The organism is Magnetococcus marinus MC-1, from assembly GCF_000014865.1.
Classification (GTDB): Bacteria; Pseudomonadota; Magnetococcia; order Magnetococcales; family Magnetococcaceae; genus Magnetococcus; species Magnetococcus marinus.
On the sequence record NC_008576.1, the window covers coordinates 141241 to 163113 of the forward strand.

Sequence of the window (21873 nt, forward strand, 5' to 3'; positions counted from 1 at the left end):
CGCTCTCTCCTGGTTACTCATAAGCCGCCAACCCCGATATCTCCCGCCCGCCGGCCTGTTTCTTCAACAATGGGACCAACTCCTCCATCAACGCCAGCTCGGCCTTGCTGCGATCCTTCCAGCCCAGTTCCAGCGGCGCGAAGAGGTCGTTTAGCTGCTCGCCATCGAAGATCATGCGGTCCAGAATGCCCACGACCAAGCCTTGCAGGGCGTCGCGTTCCAGCCCGTGCCGTTGGGCCAGCGCGGCCAGTTCCCCTTCGGCCTTGTGCGCCTTGAAGCTCTGGTAGCCATCGCGAATGGCCTCTACACTCCGCCCTTGGCCCTCTTCCAGGGTTTTGATGTAGGCGGTGATCTCCTCGCGCTCCGCCATCAGGTTGCTGTTGGTGGCGAGCAGGTTGATGATTTGGTCGCGGCTCATGCTCTGCTTGCCTGGTAGCTGCTGGGTAAAGCGGGAGACCAAGCCCATGATGTAGTCGTAGTCGATCATGGCCGAGGAGAAGAGCACAAACTCAAAATCGAGCTGCTCGATGGCATCCTTGGCTTCGCTGGCCTCTATGCCGCTCTTGCCCTGCTGCGCCTTGAGGCGCTGGGCGGTCTCCAGGTACATGCCCTTAAAGCCACGCAATTGCTCGGCTGGCAGGTACTGCTCGATCTGCTGTTTTTGCGCGTCGCTCAGGTCGGTGTATTGGTCAAGCTGGGTCTTGAGGCGCTGCACCTCCTTGAAACAGTTAATGAACTCGGCACGGGCGACATCGCCCTTGAGGTCGTTGACCGCAGCGGGGGTGCAGGGCTGGCCCTGGGCCTGCATAAACGCTTCCAATCGCTTTACGGCGCTATCGAGCTTGTCGATGACCTTGGGGGCCGGGTCCACCAGCCAGATTTCACGGGAGCGGGTGACATCTTCACCAGAGAAGAGGGCGATGGCCTCGTCAACGGCCCCTTTCTGAGCGCGAAAATCGAGAATATTGCCGTAGGGCTTGGTGTCGTTGAGCATCCGGTTGGTGCGCGAGAGAGCTTGAATCAAACCATGGTGCTTGAGGTTCTTGTCCACATACAGGGTATTGAGGTACTGGGCGTCAAAACCGGTGAGCAGCATATCCACCACAATGGTGAGGTCGATCTTGTTTTTGCGCAGGAAGTCGCTGTTGGGGTACTTCTGATCCTTGATGCGCAGTTGCACATCCTGATAGTAAAGATCAAACTCGCCAAGCTTATGGTTGGTACCATATTGGGTGTTGTAGTCGGCAATGATCTGTTGCAGCGCGGCCTTTTTCCGCTCCGGCTCCTGCTGGTTGTCGTCCTTCTCCTGGGGCAGGTCTTCTTGTAGCTGTTTGACATCCTTGTTGCCCTCCGCCGGGGGCGAGAAGACGCAGGCAATGTGAAGCGGGATGAAGTCGGGGTCTTCCTCCCGGCGCTCGGCCTGGGCTTGCTTGAACAGCTCATAATAATTAATGGCGTCGTTGATGGAGGCGGTGGCCAGGAGGGCGTTAAAGCGGCGGTGATCGGTGGCGGCGTCGTGCTTCTTCAGGATGGTATCCACCACGAGGCGCTGGGTTTCGGGCCGGGTGAGACTGGTGGTGTTAGCTTTGGCCTTATCGCCTGCGGGTGATGCAGCCTCGGGCTTAAAGTAGTCGATGTGAAAACGCAGCACGTTGCGGTCATCAATGGCGTGGGTGATGGTGTAGGCGTGCAGACGTTTTTCAAAGATCTCCTCGGTGGTCTTGTGGGAGGCAAGTTCACCATCGACCTGGGTATAGCTGGCGTTCTGCTCAAAGATGGGCGTGCCGGTAAAGCCGAACAGTTGCGCCTTGGGGAAGAATTCCTTGATGGCCTTGTGGTTCTCGCCAAACTGGGAGCGGTGGCATTCGTCGAAGATGATGATGATGCGCTGGTCGCGTAGCGGAGCAAGCCGCTCCTTAAAGGTGGGCTTGCCCTTCTCCTTGTATTGCTGAGCCTTATTGCCGGTTTCATCCAGGGCCAGGCCGAGCTTCTGGATGGTGGTGACGATCACCTTGTGGGCGTAGTCCTCCGAGAGCAGACGGCGCACCAGGGTTTCGGTGTTGGTGTTCTCCTCGACGCAACCTTCCTGAAACCTGTTGAATTCGATGCGGGTCTGGCGGTCCAGGTCTTTGCGGTCCACCACGAAGAGACATTTCTCGATGTCCAGGTTGTCCTTGAGCAGGGTAGAGGCCTTGAAGGAGGTAAGGGTCTTCCCGCTGCCGGTGGTGTGCCAGATGTAGCCGTTGCCCCGGTTCTGGTGGATACAGTCGACAATGGCCTGGACCGCATAGATCTGGTAGGGGCGCATGATCAGCAGCTTCTGCTCGCTGACGACCAGCACCATGTAGCGACTGATCATCTGCCCCAGGGTACACTTGGCCAGAAATTTCTCAGCAAAGTCGTCTAGGTGGCACACTTTGCGGTTGTCTTTATCGGCCCATTGGTAGATGGGCAAAAAACGCTCTTCGGCGTTGAAGGCAAAGTGCTGGTTGTGGTTGTTGGTGAAGTACCAAGTGTCATCGCGGTTACTGACGATAAAAAGCTGCATAAAACAGAGCAGCGTGTTGGCGTAGCCGGTGCCGGAGTCGTTGCGGTACTCGATAATCTGCTCCATAGCCCGGCGTGGGTTGATGCCGAGGCTCTTCAGCTCAATTTGCACCAGCGGCAGGCCGTTGATGAGCAGGATCACGTCATAGCGGTGGTGACTGTTGTCGGTGTTAATACGTAGCTGATGGATGACCTCGAACTCGTTTTTGCACCAATCCTTAAGGTTGACCAACATGTAGTCCAGCGGGGTGCCGTCTTCACGTTCGATATAGCCATACTCGCGTAGGGTTTTGGCGGCCTGGAAAACATCGGCGGTGATGATCTCATCACGCAGCCGGGTGAACTCGGCATCGGTCAGACGGACACGGTTGAGCGCGTTAAATTTCTCGCGAAAATTATTCTCAAGGGAGGCTCGATCACGAATATCCTTGCGAAAGCTGTATTTGAGCTCTCCTAGCTTAGTAATAAAATCTTGTTCTATTTGTTGTTCGGTCATTGAGTCTATTCCAATCATGCGACAGGCTGCTGTCTGTTTTTGACAAAATAGGCACAGGGCACCGCTTATTCATGATGGTATGATGGATAAAAAAAAGCGGCCTTTAAGGGATTGGGCCAGCGTACCGAAACACCCAACGCGTCAGACTATCTTGAAACATGCCAAGACGCAACGCTGCCCAACCTCCTTGACGCCACTGTAAACAGGACGCTGGCTCAACCATGCCTCGGAAAACGGGCTTAGGCGCCGCTCTACCAGCAGACATAAAAACGGGCTAAAGGGTACTTGCCCCTTCAGCCCGAAAACCAACAACCCCCGCAGGGGGATTCCTTAAAAAAATGCGCAGGGGTTAAACCCTGTAAAAAAACCGCCGTTGAGACGCCGTAAAGATGGCCGTGACGCCTAACAAGCCTGACGGAAAGGAATGCCAATATCCCCGATCAAGGCCCCCTCCAGGCTCAGCAGGGTGCGCTTGGTGTGCAAACCACCATGACCACTGTAACCCCCCAACTCCTTGGCACCCACCACCCGGTGACAAGGAATCACCACCGGGATAGGGTTCTGCCCCGCCGCCACACCCACCGCCCGCGCCGAGCTGTTTAATCGCTTGGCTAACTCACCATAGGTAATGGTCTGACCAGGGCCAACCCGGCTAATCTCACGCCATACTTTTTGCTGAAATACCGTACCCGCTGGGCGTACCGGAAAATCCACCCCACGGGGTGCCCGGCGGAAATGGTCATCCAACCAATGGGTAATACGACGACACAATGCCGCATCCTCCAGCGGTTCTGCCATGGAGTCCGGTAAAGACCAAGAGAGTGCAACCAAGGCACCCTGACGAATCTCCAGCCATAGCATGCCTACTTGCGAATCATAAGGCAAAAAAGACATAGGATCTCCTCCCAGGTACTACCCCCTAAAGGCCAGGGGTTAAGGGTCCAAATGGACAAGGCGCTATGCAGTTGACCCAATGTGTGTCAAGGATCTAAATGCACTATATCCAGTAAGATCGGAAAAAGATATTGAATTCCAAAGAAAAAAAATTGTCTCAACGCATTTTAGGGGATATTGGGCAGTAAAAAAGCGTAGTTAACACGCCCATAAGCATAGCGAGGTGTGTGTATTGAAAAGGTTTAATTATTTGAATTAGCAAACAAAAAGCCCAGCACCTAAGCGTGCTGGGCTTTTTAATGCGTCGGTTAAGGCGCAGGTACTATTTTTACTGGTCTTGCATACCATATTTACGGCGGAAGCGCTCAACACGACCGGCGGTATCCACCAACTTATGCTTACCGGTATAAAACGGATGACACTCTGAGCAGATACCCAGGGTGAGGTCGCCGGCTGTGGAGCGGGTCTTGATTTCGTTAGAGCAGCTGGCACACGTAAAAGTGGCCTCTTCATACTTGGGGTGGATGCCTTCTTTCATGGTGCTTCGTCCTTGCTGGCTCGGCGGCTCTGTTCTTGGGTTTACATGTCCATACCCGTTGGCCTCCATGACCATCGGGCTATATTAACGGATTGAAAGCAAAGCACCTTTTAACCTTAAATCACACGCTTGGTTATGGGGTGTGCCGCCTTCTTTGCCTCCATTATCCGTTCATGCTTTCGAAAAATTCGCTATTATCCTTGGTTGCACGCAATTTGTCCAGTAGGAAACTCATCGAATCCAAAGGACCCATGGGTAACAGGATGCGGCGCAACACCCACAGCTTGGAAAGCTCATCGCGTTCGGTGAGCAACTCTTCCTTACGGGTGCCCGATTTGGCAATATCAATGGCTGGGAAGGTGCGCTTTTCAACCAACTTGCGGTCCAGGTGGACCTCCATATTACCGGTACCCTTGAACTCTTCAAAGATCACTTCATCCATACGCGAACCGGTATCTACCAAGGCGGTGGCAAGAATGGTCAGCGAGCCGCCCTCTTCCACATTACGCGCCGCCCCAAAGAAACGCTTGGGACGCTGCAAGGCGTTGGCATCAATACCCCCAGAGAGCACCTTGCCCGAGGAGGGAGCCACCGTGTTATAGGCACGGGCCAGACGGGTAATGGAGTCCAGCAAAATAACCACATCGCGCTTATGTTCCACCAGACGCTTGGCCTTTTCCAGCACCATCTCGGCAACCTGCACGTGACGGGTGGCCGGTTCGTCAAAGGTCGAAGAGACCACCTCACCCTTGACCGAGCGCTTCATGTCCGTCACCTCCTCGGGGCGCTCGTCGATAAGCAGCACCAGCAGTACGGTGTCGGGATGATTTTCCGCAATAGAGTGGGCAATCTTCTGCATCAGCATGGTCTTGCCGGTGCGTGGCTGGGCCACAATCAGACCGCGCTGACCCTTGCCAATGGGTACGATCAGATCCATCACCCGGGCCTCAAGATTGCTCGACTCGTCGGCGATCTCCATCTTGAGGCGCTCATCGGGATAGAGCGGGGTGAGGTTATCAAAGAGAATTTTATTCCGCGCCTTCAAGGGGTCTTCATAGTTAATGCGCTCAACCCGTAGCAGGGCAAAGTAGCGCTCACTCTCTTTCGGGGCGCGAATCTGCCCCTCCACCACATCACCGGTGCGCAAGCCAAAGCGGCGGATCTGGGAGGGGGAGACATAGATATCATCGGGACCCGGCAGATAGTTGGTGTCTGGCGCACGCAGAAAACCAAAGCCATCCTGCAAGACCTCCAGAACCCCCTCTCCGTAGATCTGACCGTTATTTTCACTTTCGGTCTTCAGCAGGGCGTAGATGAGCTCCTGTCGACGCATGCCGCTGTAGTTTTCAATTTTCCGTTCCTCTGCGATTTCGGAGAGTTGGGAAGCATTCATTGCTTTTAGGTCTTTGAGATTCATGAGAGTACACATAGGTGGTCTGGAGAAAGGAAGATTAGATTAGCGAACGCGGGACACCGTGCCATTTGGGCACCTGTGCGCACATCCTAACTGTGCCGAACCTCATCAAGGGACGATGTTCAAGATCCATTGTGATTGTTGGGCGCGTCGCACTGGCGAACGGTCCCAAGGTTTACGCACCAAAAAAGCCCGCTCTTGCGGATTTTTAGGTGATTTTTGTAGGCCGGGGAAACGATACTGAGACCTCAGTCGTGTCGGATTCCAGCAAAAACTACTTTTACTTCACCGGAAAGTCAAACGAAAAACAGCATGAATCATGAAATTTCAGACATACAGCCACATTTGCCCAAACTGACCAGCCAACCGGGTTTGGGGGGGCAACTGAAACAACAACCGGAAGATTTTTTGGTCGAGGAGCTACGTCCCAACCCCTTGAGTGGCGAGGGTGAACACTGGATTGTGCGCATTATCAAACGAGATTTGACCACCGATCAGGTGGCGGCTTGGTTGGCGAAACGGTTTGCAGTGCCCCAAAAGGATGTGGGGTTTGCTGGGCAAAAGGATCGTCAGGCGGTGACCATACAGGACTTTTCGGTCTATCTGCCGGGGCAGGCCCCGCCGCAGGGGTGGGCGGATGATCCCTTGCCGGGCATAACCATCCACTCTGTGGGGCGAGATCGGCGCAAGATTAAGCCGGGCATGCTCAGCGGCAACCGTTTTGTGATCCGACTACGGGGCTGCGATGGTGCCCTGAGTGCAAGCCAGCGGCAGCAGCTGGCCGATGCGACCCAGGCGCGTCTATTGCGCTATGGTGCGCCCAACTATTTTGGTCCCCAGCGCTTTGGTCGAGATGGGGATAACTGGCAGGCGGGTTTAAAGCTGTTGCGTGCGGGCCGCAAGCGGCGTAAGGGCAACCGTAATACCGAGGCCTTGCAGATCTCAGCGGTGCGTTCCGAGCTGTTTAATCGGGTGGTCACGGCCCGTTTGCAACAGGGGCTGTTTAACACCCTGTTGCTGGGGGATGTGGTGCAGTTGGCGGGGCGTACAGCGGCCTTTCGGGTAGAGGATTTAGCGGCTGAGCAGCCCCGCTTTGATGCGGTGCAGATTCACCCTACCGGTCCTCTGTTTGGTCGAGACATGTTGGCCCCCACCGGTCAGGCCGCAGAGATTGAGGCGGCCATTGCCCAAGCCGAGCCAGAGGCGATTGAGCTGCTGGAGCAGTTTGATATGCAAGGGGTACGTAAGTCTCTGCGACTTATACCCGGAGAGCTGAGCCACCACTGGGAGCAGGCCGACCTGATTGTCACCTTTACCCTGCCACGGGGCTGTTTTGCCACCAGTATTATGCGGGAGTATATGTAACCCATGATGCAGCCCTGGCCGAGGGCCAGGGCTGCTGGTTTACGTTACCAATATTTTTCGGCGTGCAGGTTGCCCGGCTCTTTTTTGCTGCCGGCATCATACCCGCACTGTTCCACGAAATATTTCTCGGTAAACTCGATCATGCCGGGGTTGCCACACAGAAAAATATGGGTATGCGCAGGATCGACAGGGAACCCACAGGCCTCTTCCAACGCCTTTTTGTTCTCGACCCAGACATTCAAGCGGCCTGTGCGGCCCGACCAATCTTTATCATCCTGGGGGCGTGAAACCACGGGCACGTAGCGAAAGTGATCGCACTGGCGATTGAGTCCCTCCAACTCGGTACGGTAGCCCAGATCCCAGGAGTAACTGGCGCCATGCACCACCGCCATGGGTGTGATGGGGCAGCCAATGCCCAGTGCCATGGTGCGTACCATACTGATATAGGGGGCCAGCCCGGTGCCGGTGGAAACCATCAGGATATTGTGTCCGGGGGGGACGCGATCCAGGGTAAAATGGCCACTGGCGGATTTACCTAAAAACAGGCGCTCCCCCACCGCGAGGGCAAATAGGCGGGGGGTGAGCTCGCCGCTCTGCACCAGGGAGATATAGAACTCTAAATGGGTCTCATGGCTGCCGCTGCTAATGGAATAAGCCCGGCGTACCAGACGTAGGGCCTTATCTTCGGGCACCTCTTCGGGGTCGGCTTCGGGAATACGGGGGGCGTTGCGTTGCAGGCCTAAAATGGCAAATTGACCTGCGAGGAATGGAAACGGTGTAACATCGGGTTTAACCCGGATGATCATAAGGTTGGGCGTAATATCCAGACGCTCTACAACCGTGGCGTTATAGTCATTTGCGGTTGACATGCACAGCTCTCCTTGGTAAGCGTGGTCCATCTGCTCTAGGTCCCATGTATACACCTATTTTTCCGTCAAGTGAACCGGACGAGTGCCTGTACGGTGTTGGCATGTCTGGTTTGCGCGGCAGCTCTGCTCTATACTGGCGGTCGGGGGGTGTTAAAAAAGGTCATACCCCCTCAATGGGTTCTGTTGTGGAATTCAGAGAGTCCGTTGCCAATTGTGTTGGGATTAAGCAGGATAGTGTACAATGGTAGCGCCCCCCTTAAATAATGTAGCTGTAGAGAATGGCTCATGGTAACCACCGATCAACCCAGCAAGCCCGACATTATCCGCTATCTGTTGGAACAGGAGGGGCGCGTCATGCTCTGTGTGGATGCCACCCAGGAGCGGGTTGAGGTGCCACGCCGTTTTGCCAATGATAACAGTCTGCGGCTGGTGCTTAATCGACAGATGCCACAGACCATCCATGTGGGTGAGGATGCGCTGGAGTCTGAGCTGCGCTTTGGGGGGATTCCCCACTACTGCATCATCCCCTATGAGACCCTGTGGGGGGCCTTTAATCCCGATACCGGCCATGGCATGTTGTGGCCCGATACCATGCCTAACGAGGTGCGCCAAAATTATTGGCTCTCCCAGGCGTTGCGTCAGGAGGGTGGCTTTGAGATGCCCGAAGGGGCGCTTAAACAGCTACAAAAGCTGCGCGAAGAGCAGGCGGCGGCCAGTGGGCGCCCTCAGTTACAGGTGGTGCCCAGTGATGGCCCAGCCAGCCCGCCCGCTCACCCAACCGATCAAGAGCCCCCACCAGAACGGCGCAAACCCACCCTGCGTTTGGTGAAATAACCTCGCCTACCTCCCACAAATGGCCAGAGGGACGGATTTCGTCAGGTGCGGTTTTGTGTGTGGGAACGCCCTCCCTCCCCTCCCCCGCAGGCAGCGGGATGGATGGAAACAGGGCTGAAGCTGGAAAAAAAGGCGGCTGGGAGCCCCTGCGAATCCTTTATAAAAAACAACCACAATAAATGGACAACGATAAATCCCAGCGGCTTAGAAAAATTATTCCTAAAAGGTGCGCTAAAATGGAAAAGTGCGCCGCGCATACAACTATTATTGACATTCGTGGTTGTATGCGTAAATATGATTATAAGATTGTCGTGAGGGGTTCTATTTAAGATAAGGTTATTGCCATGTTGAAAAAAATTATATCTGGAGGTCAAACGGGTGTAGATCGGGGGGCGTTAGACGCCGCCCTTAGCCAGGGGTTGTTGTGTGGTGGCTGGGTGCCTGCCAACCGCCGCGCGGAGGATGGCCCTATCCCACCCCGCTATCCGGTACGCGCCTTGGTGCGGGGGGGGTATCTGGTGCGAAACCGGCTGAATGTGCAGGATTCCGACGCCACCTTGATTATTACCGATGGGGCGCTGTCGGGGGGGACCGCCCGTTCCGTGGAGTTTGCCCGGCGTTTGGGGCGCCCCTTTTTGGTGCTTCAAATTACCCGCTGTTTGCAAGATGCCGATCTGCTGATCAAACTGTGCCAGTGGCTTAAGGTCTACGATGTTCAGGTGCTTAACGTAGCTGGTCCCCGAGAGAGCCGTAAACCCGGCATCTATCAACTTACCCGCCAATTTTTGGTCCAACTGATTAAGCGCAGCCAAGATCCTTGTCCCCTGGATCAACCCTATGAGGGAACGCCTCACAACGCGCTTTAGGGCGTTGTGGACAAAAAAAACCCCATGGACGTGGATCCACGGGGTGTTCAGCATCAGGGTACAGAGGGGTCGGCGGTCCCGTTATGCACAGGCTGGCCCAAACAGATACGGTGGGGTAGCGTGGAAGATGAGCGGAGCGCACCTAGTCAGGCCACCACCGGCCCCTGAGTATTTTTCAAAATAATGGGTCTAATTCGGAAATGCAATAGCAAAAAAGCTAATATTCAAATATTCTTATTTTTATGGTAGAAACTTCCCCATTGTCGCACAATTGGCGCCGTTTTCCCCACTTTTTTTCTGCTAACCTTTGAACTTGCGGGTTGGGTAACGTATCACTTCGTTAGAAGTGACGGTTTTTCTGCGTCTGCAAGGTGGATCTACCGCTTGTAAAGGGGTCTTGGCGACCCTATATGCAGCATAAGAATAAGGAGCCTGCAATGGCCATATTGCCCATTGTTACTGCCCCCGATCCGGTTTTAAAAAAACGGGCGGAGCCTGTGGTGGCGGTAGATGCGTCGATCCAGCAGTTGATGCGGGATATGTTAGAGACCATGTATGCCGCACCCGGCATTGGTTTAGCGGCACCCCAGGTGGGGGTTTCCAAGCGGGTGATTGTGGTGGATGTCACCTATTCAGAAGCCGCCGCGCAGGATGGCGAACCCTACTGTTTGGCCAATCCAGAGATCATTGCTGCGGAGGGTGAGATCACCTGGGAGGAGGGGTGTCTTTCGGTACCGGAGAGCTACGGTAAGGTAGACCGCAAGGAGCATGTGGTGGTACGGGGTCTTAATGCCCAAGGAGAGCTGGTGACGCTGGAGGCGCATGGTCTGTTTGCGGTTTGTCTACAGCATGAGATCGACCATTTGGATGGCACACTGTTTATTGACCATCTCTCCTCGCTCAAGCGCACGATGATAATAAAAAAGCTAAAAAAGCTTAAAACGGAGCAAGCCTCATGACAGCTTGGCGTGTGGTCTTTATGGGTACCCCTGATTTTGCCACCGGCACGCTACAGGCGTTGTTGGATGGACCCGATACGGTGGTGGCTGTGTTTACTCAGCCAGATAAGCCGGTGGGGCGTGGCATGAAGATGCAAAAAACGCCGGTCAAGCAGTTGGCCGAGCAACACGGTATCCCGGTTTATCAGCCCAATCGGCTGCGGGAAGCCGAGGCGGTGACGGCATTACGGGCGTTGCGTCCGGATGTGGTGGTGGTGGTGGCCTATGGGCAAATTCTCTCGCGGGAGGTGTTGGAGATACCAACCCACGGTTGTATCAATGTCCATGCCTCGTTGCTACCCCGTTGGCGGGGGGCGGCCCCCATTCAGCGGGCCATTTTGGCGGGGGATGCCCAGAGTGGTGTCACCATCATGGCCATGGAGGAGGGGTTGGACACCGGCCCCATGTACAGCACCGTGGTGCAGTCTATAGATAATCACACCACCGGCGGCCAGTTGCACGATCAGCTCATGGCCGCAGGGGGAGGCTTGTTGGTAGAGACCCTAGCCCGCATCAAACATGAGGGGCTAACCCCGCAGATTCAGCCAGAGCAGGGGGTAACGTATGCCGCTAAGCTGAAAAAGGAGGAGGGGTTGGTGGATTGGAGCCAACCTGCGATACAGATTCAGCGGGCTGTTCAAGCCTTTGATCCCTGGCCGTGTGCCTTTACCCTGTGGCAAGGCAAACCCTTGAAGCTGTTTGCCGCTTCGGTGGTGGTGGGTCACGGTACCCCAGGTGAGGTGATTGAGGTGGAGAAGGATGGCTTTGTGGTGGCGTGTGGGGATGGGGCGTTGCGGGTGGCGCAGGTTCAAGCGGCGGGCAAAAAACGGATGAGCTCTGGGGAGTGGTTACGGGGTCATGGGGTCAAACAGGGGGAGCGGTTGGGCGAAGGATAAGGGTACACACCACCGTTAAAGGGGGGTAGGGCGCTCTTTGGGGGGCGCATGCCCAGGTGGGCTGAACCATGAAGAGGGTTCGGTTGGCAGCAAGCACAAGGAGTGGTAGCGATGAACACCATGAAGACAGCCATGTTGTTGGCGGCATTAACGGCGCTGTTTATGATGATTGGGTTTGCCTTGGGTGGCCAGGGTGGCATGCTCATCGCCCTGCTGTTTGCGGGGGGTATGAACCTCTATGCCTACTGGAACTCGGATCAGATGGTGCTGCGCATGCACAATGCCCAGGAGGTAGGCCCCCGAGAGGCTCCCGAACTCTACGGGTTGGTCCAATCCTTGGCAAAACGGGGCAAGATGCCCATGCCCAAGGTCTATGTCATCCATGATCCTTCGCCCAACGCTTTTGCCACGGGGCGGGATCCTGAACATGCGGCGGTGGCGGCTACCACCGGTTTGATGCAGATACTCACCCGCGAGGAGCTGGCCGGGGTGATGGCCCATGAGTTGGGCCATGTGATGAACCGAGATACCCTGATTAGCACCATCTCGGCCACCTTTGCCGGGGCCATTACCGCCATCGCCAACATGGCGCAGTTTGCGGCCATTTTTGGCAACCGGGATGAAGAGGAGGGTGGTGGTGGCCCGATGGGCTTGATTATGATGATCCTAGCACCCATTGCGGCGGCACTGATCCAGATGGCCATCTCCCGTACCCGTGAGTATAAGGCGGATCGTGTGGGTGCGGAGCTGTGCGGCAATCCCCTGTGGTTAGCCAGCGCTTTGCATAAGCTGGAGCGTGGGGTGCAACAGATTCCCAGCCCGGTGGCTCAGGCGCATCCTGAGGCGGCGCACTTGTACATTTGCAACCCTTTGGCGGGGGGTTTGGGTTCGTTGTTCTCCACCCATCCACCCATCCCGGAGCGCATTCGTAAACTGCAACGGATGACCGGTCGCTAAGGGGTTTTATACCCATAAAAAACGCGGGGGGTGTGACACCCCCCGCGTTTTTTTATGGCCACACCCCAAACGCCATATCCCTTAAACGGTTTTATAAGGGACCAGGGCGGTCCAGGCGCGACCAGGATGGCCGCCATGTACCCGCTCTTGCCAACCGCCTGCATCATCCATAATAAACTCACGGCAGCCGTGAGAAGCGTGCAGAGCGGTTTGACGGGCGCGATTCACCTGTGCCAAAAACCGTTCATCGTCAAAGCCTGTGGCGTGAATGCGGTCGATCAATGCTTGGCAATCCTGCCCGTTCAAGCCCGGATCGGTAGTGGCCCGCTGCAAGCGGCGCTGGAGTAGATAGCTGCCAGTAATGCCAAGATAGCTTAGATAATCGGGTATCCATTGGCGGCCACGGGTCAACTGGGCCTCAAGATGGGCGTAACGCCCGAGCTGCTCATCATCGTATGCATAGATAAAAAGTTCACGCCACTGCTCGCGGGTCATCAATAGCGTAACCATGGCGGTGAGCACACAGCCAAGCTGACGGGCACGAATATTTAGGGTGTGCAGTCCGTCGCGGTTGGTGGGTAAACAGCCCGCCTGCTGCTCTTTAAGGGTCAAAGCCAGGTAGGCGCTAAAATCATCACTCTTGTAACGGTCGGCGCGGCGGGTGGTAATACGCCCCAAAATGGTATCAATGGTCAGTTCTAGGGCGTCGGCAAAGGTGGTAAAATGGTGGGGGTCGCCATGCAGTCCATTATGGCGGTTGGCAACGTGGGGTAATACCATGCCGAGGCTATCCAGATAGTCCAGCTCGCCCCGTAAATCTTTAACCCGCCTTTGAAAATCTTGCTGAGTTCCAATCTGGGACGGCACCCCATGCAGCCAACGGCCCATGTAACCCATAAGACGTTGAAAGGAGATGACCCGTAATAGGCGCTTATCGCAATGGACAGGGTGCCCATAACCGAAACGCGGTCGGTTTTCGAGATACTGCCCCATGGATGGCTCCTTAACAAAATGTGTGCCTGTAGTTGAGACAAATTTTCATTACGAAGGTTCGTCTTGAGGCGTTATTATTTTGGAATGTATAAATATTTTTATTAAATTACATGATGATAAATGATGAATAAACCCTATGCCGGGGTCATGTTGTACAGAGCTTGGTGTGGCCTACAGCCAAAAAAAGAGCCGGTTAAAAACCGGCTCTTCTGATAACGCAACCTCAAGAAATAGGATCAATACTTCTCGGGTATCAATGTCTGCTCACCTTTGGGGGGACGCACATAACCCAACATGTTGGCCCGGCGCTTGGGCAGCTTAATGGGCTCTGGCGTGAGATCCTGGTAGGGGATCATGGAGAGCAGATGGGTGATGCAATTTAAACGGGCCCGTTTTTTGTCCTCACCATTGACCACATACCAAGGGGCCTGTTTGATGTCGGTGTGGGCAAACATTTCATCTTTGGCTTTGGAGTACTCCACCCAACGCTGGCGGGATTCCAAATCCATGGGGCTCAATTTCCAACGTTTAACCGGATCTTCAACCCGTGCATGGAAGCGGCGCTCCTGCTCATCATCACTCACCGAAAACCAATATTTGATGAGAATGATGCCGCTGCGCACCAACATACGTTCAAACTCGGGGCAAGAGCGTAAAAACTCTTTGTACTCTTCATCGGTACAAAAACCCATAACCCGCTCAACCCCAGCGCGGTTATACCAGCTACGGTCAAACAACACCATCTCACCGGCTGCGGGTAGGTTGGCGACATAGCGCTGAAAATACCACTGGGTTTTTTCACGCTCGGTGGGTGTGCCTAGCGCAACAACCCGACAAATGCGTGGGTTAAAGCGCTCGGTAATGCGCTTGATCACACCACCTTTACCTGCGGCATCCCGGCCTTCAAAGATCACAACCACGCGTAGACCTTCGGCTTTGATCCACTCCTGCAACTTCACCAGCTCAACCTGAAGTTTGACCAGCTCTTTTTCATAGAACTTGGAATCCAGCTTTTTCTTCTTTTCAGATTTCTCATCAATGGTGTGGATGAGAGGCGCTGCTTCAGCGGCTTGAGCCTCGGGCTTTTTATCTTTTTTGGACATCTGCATTTTCCTCCACATCAAAGGCAATCAGAATATGTGACGGACTCTCCCCTCAGTGTACGCCAAATAAAAGGAAACGCCTACGTTTTGTTCCCGTTGGCTCAATCCTTTCACCAAAATAAATGGCCCATAGAGATTACCTTTCACCATACGTCCAATCGTTAACGGTGAACAGGATTTATCACAAATTGTTCCCCATCGAAGTGGATGACCACCCGATCCCCCTCGTGCAGATGACCGCTGAGCATCGCCTCTGCCAGGGGGTCTTGGACCAGGCGCTGCATAACCCGTTTTAAGGGGCGTGCCCCATAGATGGGATCATACCCCTCTTCAGCCAGGGCGGCGCGGGCGGCAGGCTCCAGTTCTAAACGGATATTTAATTTATCCAGCAGTTTGTGCAGACGTTTAAGCTGTATGTCAACAATGGCGCCCATGTGCTCACGTTGCAGGGCGTGAAAGGGAATGATCTCATCCAATCGGTTGAGAAACTCCGGGCGAAAGGTCTGTTTAAGTAGCTCCATAACCCTATGCTCTACCTGAGCCGTGGGGCCGCCCTCTGCCATTAAATGGGAACCGATGTTAGAGGTCATGATGAGGACCGTATTGCGAAAATCCACGGTACGCCCGTGACCATCGGTTAAGCGCCCCTCATCCAACACCTGGAGCAGGGTGTTAAACAGATCGGGATGGGCCTTTTCAACCTCATCCAGCAACACCACACTGTAGGGGCGGCGGCGTACCTGCTCGGTGAGCTGGCCTCCCTCCTCATAGCCCACATAACCCGGCGGGGCACCAATCAGCCGCGCCACCGTATGTTTTTCCATATACTCGGACATATCCAAGCGAACCATGGCGCTCTCATCATTAAACAGAAACTGCGCCAACGCTTTGCTCAGCTCGGTTTTACCCACCCCTGTGGGACCCAGAAAAAAGAAGGAACCAATGGGACGGTTATTATCCTGCAACCCGGCCCGTGCCCGCCGGACCGCCCGTGCAATGGCCTGGAGCGCCCGCTCCTGCCCTACCACCTGATGGCCCAACCGTTCCTCCATCTTGAGCAGTTTGTCTTTCTCTCCTTCCAACATGCGGGCCACGGGAATGCCGGTCCAGCGGGCCACCACGGTGGCGATCTCCTCTTCATCCACCAGCTCTTTTAAGAGTGGATTTTCACGACTCTGGGCGGCAAGCTCTTGGGCCTTTTGCAGTTCCTGCTCCAGCTTGGGTAGGGTGCCATAGCGCAGCTCCCCCGCTTTTTCCAGATTGCCGCTGCGTTCGGCCTGCTCCAACTGGAGACGGGTTGACTCCAACGTCTCTTTAAGGATGCCCACTTGTTTGATGTTAAGGCGCTCTTGCTCCCAGCGTATGGTCATGGCGTGGGCATTCTCTTTAAGATCCGCCAACTCCGCCTCCAGCTTGGTCAAGCGCTCGCGAGAGGCGCTATCCTTCTCCTTACTCAGGGCAGACTGCTCAATCTGTAGCTGTAAGATCTGGCGATCAAGGGAGTCTAACACCTGGGGTTTGGAGGTGATCTCCATGCGGATGCGGGCCGCTGCTTCATCCACCAGATCAATGGCTTTATCCGGGAGAAAACGGTCGCTGATGTAGCGATGCGCAAGGGTGGCCGCCGCCACAATGGCGGCATCGGTAATGCGCACCCCATGGTGCAGTTCATACTTATCCTTAATGCCTCGTAAAATGGAGATGGTGGCTTCCACCGAAGGCTCGCGAACCTGCACCGGTTGAAAGCGGCGCTCCAAGGCGGGATCTTTCTCCACATGTTTACGGTACTCATCCAGGGTGGTGGCCCCCACACAGTGCAGATCACCCCGCGCCAGGGCTGGCTTGAGCAGGTTGCCTGCATCCATGGCTCCTTCGCTTTGGCCAGCGCCAACGATGGTGTGCATCTCATCAATGAACAGAATGATCTTGCCCTGAGCCTCTTGCACCTCCTTGATGACCGCTTTGAGGCGCTCTTCAAACTCACCCCGATATTTGGCACCCGCCACCAACGCCCCCATATCCAGGGCCACCACCCGCACCCCCTTGAGGGATTCGGGCACATCCCCCCGCTCCATACGCAGCGCCAACCCCTCCACAATGGCGGTTTTACCCACACCGGGCTCACCGATCAACACCGGATTGTTTTTGGTGCGACGGCTGAGCACCTGTATGGTGCGGCGAATCTCCTCATCGCGGCCAATGACGGGATCCAATTTACCGCTTTTTGCCAACGCGGTGAGGTCACGGGCATATTTTTCAAGGGCCTGAAAGGTTCCTTCAGGCTCTTTACTGGTGACGCGTTGCCCACTGCGCACGGTTTTTAAGGCCTCCAACACCCTTGTGCGGGTAATGGTAAAGGGGCGTAAAAGGGAGGGTAGTGCCCCCTCTTTGTGTTCGGTCATAGCCAGCAGAAAATGTTCGGTGGAGGTGTAGTCATCGCGCAGGGTTGCCGCTTCGCGCTCGGCATCTTGCCACAAACTTTGTAGCCGCCGGGAGGGCAGTGTCTGCGCAGCCCCCCCACCGTGTACCCGAGGTAGATTCTCCACCGCCACGCTGGTGGCCTGTTGCAAAGCGGGCAGGGGGGTATTCATTTTAATCAAGAGAGCAGGGATAACCCCATCTTTTTGCTCAAGCATGGCCAGCAGCAGATGTTCAGGTTCGACAAATTGGTGGTTGCGCTCGGCGGCGAGGCCGACGGCGCTATTCAGGGCTTCAGCAGATTTGCTGGTGAGTTGTTCCTGTTTCATGGTCTCTTCCTCGGGTGTAATCGGGCTGTCACTGAGCAGATAGGGATGCCGGTGCGCAAATGCAAGGGGGGCGCACCAGTATAACAAAAACGGCTGGGGTATGTGGTACAGGCTTTGCTTCTTCATCACACGAATGAACCGCTATGCGCCATGATGGTGCTCAAACGCCCCTTGTTGACCCCCAACCACAGGCCCACGCATCTATGCTTAGCACCCTGCACATTGTGATGTATCACTATGTTCGCCCCCTACGGCAGAGCCGCTATCCAGCGATAAAAGGCTTGGAAAAAGAGGCGTTTTTAGGCCAACTGGATTATATTCAGCGGCACTATCAGGTGATTGGTATGGAGCAATTGGCGGCGGCGTTGGTCGGTGCGGAACCCCTACCACCGCGTAGTGCCCTGCTGACCTTTGACGATGGGTATTTGGATCACTATCTGCATGTTTTCCCGCACTTGCTGGCGCGGGGTTTGACGGCGGCTTTTTTCCCACCGGTCTGTGCGGTGGAGCGGCGTCAACTGCTGGATGTCAACAAGATCCACTTTATTCTAGCCAGTGTTGCCGACCAGGACCGACTGATAAGCGCCCTTAATCAGGCCATTGAAGCGGCCTCCGCACACTATGGGTTGGCGTCAGTTGCACACTATGAGGCCACCTGGAAAAAGCCCTTTGGCTATGACACCGCCCAGGTCATCTATTTTAAGCGCATGCTCCAGCATGTCTTGCCTCAGGCCCTGCGTCAGCAGATAACCCACGACCTGTTTAGCCAGTTTGTCACGCAGGATGAAACCGCCTTTGCCCATGAACTCTACATGGATAGCGCCCAGCTACGGGTGATGATTCAAGGGGGCATGCATGTGGGGGGACATGGGGATGCCCACCACTGGCTCAACCATCTGGATGCAGAGGCGGCGCGTCAAGATATTCAAAAGACCCGGAGCTTTCTGGATGATCTAGGGGCCAGCACACCAATCGCCAGCTTCTGTTATCCCTACGGGGGGTATAATGCCACAACCCAGCAACTGTTACAGGAGTATGGTTTCAGCGTGGCGGTAACCACAGAACCCCTCGGGGTGGATCTTGGCCGTGATACCGCCCTGAGCCTGCCACGGCTGGACACCAATGTGTTGCCCCGTCAGGGTGACGCCGACTACCTCCAACTCGCCCCCTAAATTTGATCTCTAGCCGTGAAAGTAGGATCCATGCAACAAGCGACCATTGCGGCCATTTTGGCCGAGGCCATCACCGAGCTTAACCGTCAACTGCCAGCTGAGAGCCGCCTACAGAGCCAAGATAGCGAGACCATTTTGGTGGGTGAGGGTGGGGTGTTGGACTCCCTCTCCCTGATCACTCTGTTTGTCGCGGTGGAGGAGCAGTTGCAGGAGCAGCTTGATCTCTCCCTCTCCCTGCTGGATGCCATGGCCGATGAGGGCAATATGGCACATTTTCACACCTTGGGTCGTTTGACTCAGTGGTTGGTTGAACAGGCTTAATGGTTATGGCCATCTCCAAGACCCCGCTTACCCTGATTAGCGATTTTAACCTCAGTGTGCTGGCCCGGTTGCTCAACCATGCCCAGCAGGATACGCCGCTGGAGGCAACCCTAAGCCCCTTTGGTCAACCCTATCAAACCCTCGCGGCCCCTCCTGAGCGGGAGGATGCGGTGGTGATGGTGTGGTGCCGTGCCGAGGGGGTGTTGCCCAGCTTTGCTCAAGGGCTGCAATTTGAGGCGGTGGATGAGCAGGTATTGGAGGGGGAGGTGCGCCATTTTGCTCAGCAACTGCGGCACCATGCCACCCAGGTTAAGCACCTACTGGTGAGCAGTTGGGTGCTGCCCCCCCAGGAGCGGGGGTATGGCATGTTGGATTGGCAGCCGGGTTTGGGGTTGCGCTATCTGCTGGCGCGGGCCAATCTGCTGCTGGCGCAACAGTTGGCTGATGCGGCCAATATCCACCTGTTGGATACGCAAGCGTGGCTGCAAAGCGCCGGTAATAAGGCGGCTTCGCCGCGCATGGCCTATGCCAGCAAAACCCCGTATGGGAATGGGGTATTTGAAGCGGCGGCGGCAGATATTCTGGCGGTGTTGGATGGCTTGCAGGGGCGTTCCCGACGGCTGGTGCTGGTGGATCTGGATGATACCCTGTGGGGCGGCATTATCGGCGAGACCGGTTGGCAGGGCATTCGCCTCGGTGGCCATGACCACGGGGGGGAGGCCTTTCAGGATTTTCAACGGGCGCTCAAAGGTTTGATCAAGCGGGGTGTGTTGGTGGGGGTGGTGAGCAAAAATACCGAAGAGGTGGCCTTGGCGGCCTTTGAGAAGCACCCGGAGATGGTGTTGAAAAAGGAGGATTTGGCCGGCTGGCGCATCAACTGGCAGGATAAGGCGCAGAATGTGGTGGAGCTGAGCCAGCAGATCAATCTTGGGCTGCAATCGGTGGTCTTTATTGATGATAATCCCGCCGAGCGGGGTAGGGTGCGCGAGGCGCTGCCCCAGGTGTTGGTGCCGGAGTGGCCCAAGCAGCCCAGTGAATATGCAGCCTTTTTGCGTGCCATGAACTGTTTTGAGCTACCGGCGCTAAGTGATGAAGATCGCCAACGGGCCGCCATGGTGCGGGCCGAGCGGGCGCGGCAGGAGACCAAAGGCACATTGGCCAACCATGGGGATTGGTTGCAAAGCCTGGGTATGCAGGTGCGTTTAAGCCCCATTACCCCGGTCAATCTCCCCCGTGTTGAGCAACTCTTTAATAAAACCAATCAGATGAATATCTCTACCCGGCGTCTTTCGGAATCGCAGATTCACCACTGGGCGCAGCAGCCGGGGCATGTTTTGTGGGCGGCCTCGGTGACGGATCGGTTTGGGGATTCTGGCTTAACCGGCATTCTGGCGGTGGCGCTGGAGGGGGAAGAGGCGGTGATCACCGATCTGATTTTAAGCTGCCGGGTGATGGGGCGTCAGGTGGAGCATCTGCTGCTGCATCGTGGGGTGGCTTGGGCTATGGCCCAGGGGGCCAAGCGGCTGGTGGCCCACTATCGGCCCACCGACCGGAACGCGCCCTGTTTAAGCTTTCTGCGTGGCTCTGGCCTGACAGAAGCCCCAGAGCACACCTTTAGCTGGTCCTGCGTGACCCCCTATCCCCAACCCCAGCATGTGATGTTGGAGGAGTTGCCCCATGTCCAAGGTTGAGATACGCCGCTGTGAGATGCATGAACGGGATGCGGTTATGGCCTTTATTGATGAGCACTGGAGCAAGGGCCATATTATGGGCAACCATACGGGGCTGTTTGAGTGGCAACACCGTGGGGTGGGGCGACAGGGCTACGATTTTATGTTGGCGTGGCGGGGATCGGAGCTGTTGGGGGTATTGGGATATATTACGATGACCCGTTTTGATGCCGCGCTGGCGGGGCGGCATGGCATCTGGCTGGCACTGTGGAAAGTGCGGGAGGATTGTGGTGTGGCGGGGCTGGGCCTTGCGCTATTAAGGACGTTGATGCAGCAGGAGCCCCATAGCTGGATCGGTGCCGTGGGTATTAATACGGCGGTGATGGCGCTCTATAAAGCGTTGGGTTTTCATACTGGTCAGCTTAGCCAATATGTGCTGTTTCACCCAACCTTGGTGCCTCAACTGGCCCATAGACCGAGGGATTTTGTGGCGCCCACGGTGCCCCTTGGTGACGCCCAATTGGTGCCATTGCACGCGGCGGCTTTACAAGCATGGCCGGATTTGAATGGGCAGGCGGTTCCGGCCAAGAGTAACCGCTATCTCCAGAGCCGCTATTTAGAACACCCCTACTATGACTATCAACTGTTTGGCGTGGTACGGGGGGAGCAGCCGGTGGCGCTGTTGGTGGCACGCAAGGTGTGTCATGGGGGCCACTGTGCGCTGCGGGTGGTGGATTATGTGGGGGAGCTGCATCATCTGGGTGCTTGTGGTGGTGCGTTGAGCCAACAGATTGTGCAACAGCAGTGTGAATATGTGGATCTATGGGCACACCTGCCCGATACCACCCCCTTGCAGCAGGCGGGCTTGCACCGTGTCGATGCTCAGGGTGAACTGATGGTGCCCAACTATTTTGAACCCTTTGAAGCACGCAATGTATGCATCTATTACGCCTTTAAGGGCGAGGCCCAGCACCGCATCTGGCGGGGGGATGGGGATCAGGATCGCCCCAATCGCTTGGCATCTACCAACAAATAGTCGGCTAACTGGCAGAAAACGCTATAAATATAAATAGTATCATCAAGTCATTACACCCATACGGGCGGTAGAATATGTAAGATTAAGTCGTTATTTTTTGTGATATCTTCACCTAACTAGGTAAGATAAAAAGAGTTATCGTAACGAAATATGCTTG

Annotated in this window: 18 protein-coding genes; 10 read left to right on the forward strand and 8 right to left on the reverse strand. The window is 55.5% G+C overall.

Translation table 11 applies throughout. From position 1 onward, the window contains the following. Positions 1 to 13: 13 nt before the first annotated feature. From MMC1_RS00690 to rho, 4 genes are all read right to left on the reverse strand, one after another. Positions 14 to 3043 carry a type I restriction endonuclease subunit R gene (locus MMC1_RS00690; RefSeq protein ID WP_041640531.1) on the reverse strand — a complete coding sequence of 1010 codons (3030 nt, stop codon included), beginning with the start codon at positions 3041 to 3043 and terminating at the stop codon, positions 14 to 16. Positions 3044 to 3445: 402 nt separating this feature from the next. After that, positions 3446 to 3937 carry a methylated-DNA--[protein]-cysteine S-methyltransferase gene (locus tag MMC1_RS00695; protein ID WP_011711835.1) on the reverse strand — a complete coding sequence of 164 codons (492 nt, stop codon included), beginning with the start codon at positions 3935 to 3937 and terminating at the stop codon, positions 3446 to 3448. Positions 3938 to 4265: 328 nt separating this feature from the next. Beyond that, a complete protein-coding gene (gene rpmE / locus MMC1_RS00700; RefSeq protein ID WP_011711836.1) occupies positions 4266 to 4475 on the reverse strand; it encodes a 50S ribosomal protein L31 in 210 nt (69 codons plus the stop codon). 163 nt (positions 4476 to 4638) lie between these two features. Then, positions 4639 to 5892, reverse strand: a complete 1254-nt coding sequence (rho, locus tag MMC1_RS00705; RefSeq protein ID WP_041640534.1) for a transcription termination factor Rho — start codon at positions 5890 to 5892, stop codon at positions 4639 to 4641. 309 nt (positions 5893 to 6201) lie between these two features. Between rho and truD the strand changes: the two genes are divergently transcribed. Further along, entirely contained in the window at positions 6202 to 7254 is a 1053-nt protein-coding gene (gene truD / locus MMC1_RS00710; protein WP_011711838.1) for a tRNA pseudouridine(13) synthase TruD, read from the forward strand. Positions 7255 to 7298: 44 nt separating this feature from the next. On the opposite strand, the gene MMC1_RS00715 is transcribed toward truD, so the two are convergent. Next, a complete protein-coding gene (locus MMC1_RS00715; RefSeq protein ID WP_041640536.1) occupies positions 7299 to 8123 on the reverse strand; it encodes a ferredoxin--NADP reductase in 825 nt (274 codons plus the stop codon). Positions 8124 to 8408: 285 nt separating this feature from the next. Here MMC1_RS00715 and MMC1_RS19360 point away from each other — a divergent pair, with 285 nt between their 5' ends. From MMC1_RS19360 to htpX, 5 genes are all read left to right on the forward strand, one after another. Then, complete coding sequence (locus MMC1_RS19360; protein ID WP_011711840.1) at positions 8409 to 8957, forward strand: ClpXP protease specificity-enhancing factor SspB; 549 nt, start codon at positions 8409 to 8411, stop codon at positions 8955 to 8957. Between the two features lie 344 nt (positions 8958 to 9301). Next, a complete protein-coding gene (locus MMC1_RS00725; protein WP_011711841.1) occupies positions 9302 to 9823 on the forward strand; it encodes a putative molybdenum carrier protein in 522 nt (173 codons plus the stop codon). Between the two features lie 437 nt (positions 9824 to 10260). Further along, positions 10261 to 10782, forward strand: a complete 522-nt coding sequence (def, locus tag MMC1_RS00730) for a peptide deformylase (RefSeq protein WP_011711842.1) — start codon at positions 10261 to 10263, stop codon at positions 10780 to 10782. Further along, positions 10779 to 11717, forward strand: coding sequence for a methionyl-tRNA formyltransferase (gene fmt, locus MMC1_RS00735; RefSeq protein ID WP_011711843.1), 939 nt, complete (start codon positions 10779 to 10781; stop codon positions 11715 to 11717). The genes def and fmt overlap by 4 nt, the downstream gene beginning before the upstream one ends. Positions 11718 to 11828: 111 nt before the next feature. Next, on the forward strand, positions 11829 to 12674 hold the full coding sequence (gene htpX, locus MMC1_RS00740; protein WP_011711844.1) for a zinc metalloprotease HtpX: 846 nt from the start codon (positions 11829 to 11831) through the stop codon (positions 12672 to 12674). Between the two features lie 81 nt (positions 12675 to 12755). Here htpX and MMC1_RS00745 read toward each other — a convergent pair whose 3' ends face one another. The 3 genes from MMC1_RS00745 to clpB all read right to left on the reverse strand — a co-directional run bounded on the left by MMC1_RS00745 (position 12756) and on the right by clpB (position 17517). Further along, on the reverse strand, positions 12756 to 13667 hold the full coding sequence (locus MMC1_RS00745) for a hypothetical protein (RefSeq protein ID WP_011711845.1): 912 nt from the start codon (positions 13665 to 13667) through the stop codon (positions 12756 to 12758). Positions 13668 to 13903: 236 nt separating this feature from the next. Beyond that, complete coding sequence (gene ppk2, locus MMC1_RS00750) at positions 13904 to 14788, reverse strand: polyphosphate kinase 2 (protein WP_143711318.1); 885 nt, start codon at positions 14786 to 14788, stop codon at positions 13904 to 13906. A 143-nt stretch (positions 14789 to 14931) separates the two neighbouring features. After that, a complete protein-coding gene (gene clpB / locus MMC1_RS00755; RefSeq protein ID WP_011711847.1) occupies positions 14932 to 17517 on the reverse strand; it encodes an ATP-dependent chaperone ClpB in 2586 nt (861 codons plus the stop codon). A gap of 143 nt (positions 17518 to 17660) precedes the next feature. On the opposite strand from clpB, the gene MMC1_RS00760 reads away from it, so the two are divergent. The 4 genes from MMC1_RS00760 to MMC1_RS00775 are packed head-to-tail and all read left to right on the forward strand — an operon-like array spanning position 17661 to position 21716. Then, complete coding sequence (locus MMC1_RS00760) at positions 17661 to 18689, forward strand: polysaccharide deacetylase family protein (protein ID WP_011711848.1); 1029 nt, start codon at positions 17661 to 17663, stop codon at positions 18687 to 18689. Positions 18690 to 18719: 30 nt separating this feature from the next. Beyond that, complete coding sequence (locus tag MMC1_RS00765) at positions 18720 to 19010, forward strand: hypothetical protein (RefSeq protein WP_011711849.1); 291 nt, start codon at positions 18720 to 18722, stop codon at positions 19008 to 19010. Between the two features lie 5 nt (positions 19011 to 19015). Continuing rightward, complete coding sequence (locus tag MMC1_RS19365; RefSeq protein ID WP_143711319.1) at positions 19016 to 20701, forward strand: HAD-IIIC family phosphatase; 1686 nt, start codon at positions 19016 to 19018, stop codon at positions 20699 to 20701. Then, entirely contained in the window at positions 20688 to 21716 is a 1029-nt protein-coding gene (locus tag MMC1_RS00775) for a hypothetical protein (protein WP_011711851.1), read from the forward strand. Before MMC1_RS19365 ends, MMC1_RS00775 begins: the two co-directional genes overlap by 14 nt. Positions 21717 to 21873: the final 157 nt, after the last annotated feature.